At 46.0% G+C, this 1,339-nt stretch carries 1 protein-coding gene; it reads left to right on the forward strand.

The window, feature by feature from the left end; all coding sequences use genetic code 11:
- Positions 1-1,190: hypothetical protein (locus ACN0IC_RS15475; protein ID WP_416879645.1), on the forward strand; the 1,190-nt coding region annotated here is incomplete at its 5' end.
- Positions 1,191-1,339: the final 149 nt, after the last annotated feature.

The raw sequence follows: 1,339 nt of genomic DNA on the forward strand, positions 1-1,339 counted from the left end.
CACTCAGCGTGTGTAAAAGAAATGTGGGGAAATTAGCTGGACTGGGCTTATCCACAGCACTTCATCGGAGGATCCTCCTAGAAAAAGTAGGAGGACGCGATAAGGAAGCAATCAAGAAGAACTACATGGCTCAATATGAAGCTGAACTTGGTGAGAGGAAAAACACCATAAGCTGGTTTATAGACCGAATTGAAGACCAGGTCAACATCCGCACCCTGTACAAACCAACACGGGCAGCCTTTTGTGCCTTCAATCAGAAGAAAATAATGCAATCAAAGGGCATTGCAACAGTTGCACCGGAAATCAAGGGAGTCCAGACTGAAAGACTCATGCAGCTCAGCCCATATGGGAAGGACAAAACTTTGGACGTCAGAAGCCTGGCTTTTTATAGAGAGAAGGAGGAAAATGACTTAATGGAAGGAAGCCTCCCAGATGAAATCAGGACATACATACTGGAAGATCGACACATCAATATCCAGAAAGAATGGCCTACTTGGGTGGAACTGGAACGCCTAGTTGAGGCATATTTCAACTGGGCCCAAAGGAAACGGACCCCTATGTGGAAAGCTAAAGAGGCGGAACTCTTTAATATAATGACAGAGCATAGAAACTGTAATGTATGTGGGGAAGCTCACTTCACCGACCTATGTTCGGCTTGGAAAGGAAAGTCAAGGAAGGGGAATCTAAGCACAGTTCGTGAGCACAGTTTGTGCTGTTTGTGCTTGGCACCTGAGGATTCTGGACATGAATGTGCCCAAGGAAAATGGCGCTACGTGTGTGAAGCTCATAACTGTCAATCAGCAATTTGTGCTGAGGAGTGGCATGGGCAGGACGGAGGAGGCCACTCGGATAGAGGCCGGGATGAAGGTTACTGGCAAGATGAAAGAGGCCACTCAGATAGAGACTGGGGCCAGTGGTCTGGGGTCCCAAGAGGAGTCAGATGCGACATCTGCCAGGAACAAGGCCACTATACAGACCAGTGTCCAAAAATTGTGGGCCTTCGAATGGAAACCAATCTGAAAGGATTGGATAGGCATGGATTGTGCAAGTGTTGCCTGGCCCCGGAAGAATCTACTGGACATGAATGTGGCCCGAGAAAGTGGAGATTCATCTGTGACAGGCACAACTGTCATTACAAAATTTGTGCTGAAGAGAGGCACAACGATGGAGAAACCGAGGAGGAAGGTTAACAAAGAACAAAGACTTAAGGTTAACAAAGAACAAAGACTTAAGGTTAACAAAGAACAAAGAAATTATTGTTATGTGTGAAGTTTTGTAACGTCTCAGTTCAACCTGCAACAGAATGTCACTTATGTATGGTGAAGGTTACGTACAACAA

Source organism: Litorimonas sp. (assembly GCA_029936425.1).
Taxonomy (GTDB): domain Bacteria; phylum Pseudomonadota; class Alphaproteobacteria; order Caulobacterales; family Maricaulaceae; genus Litorimonas.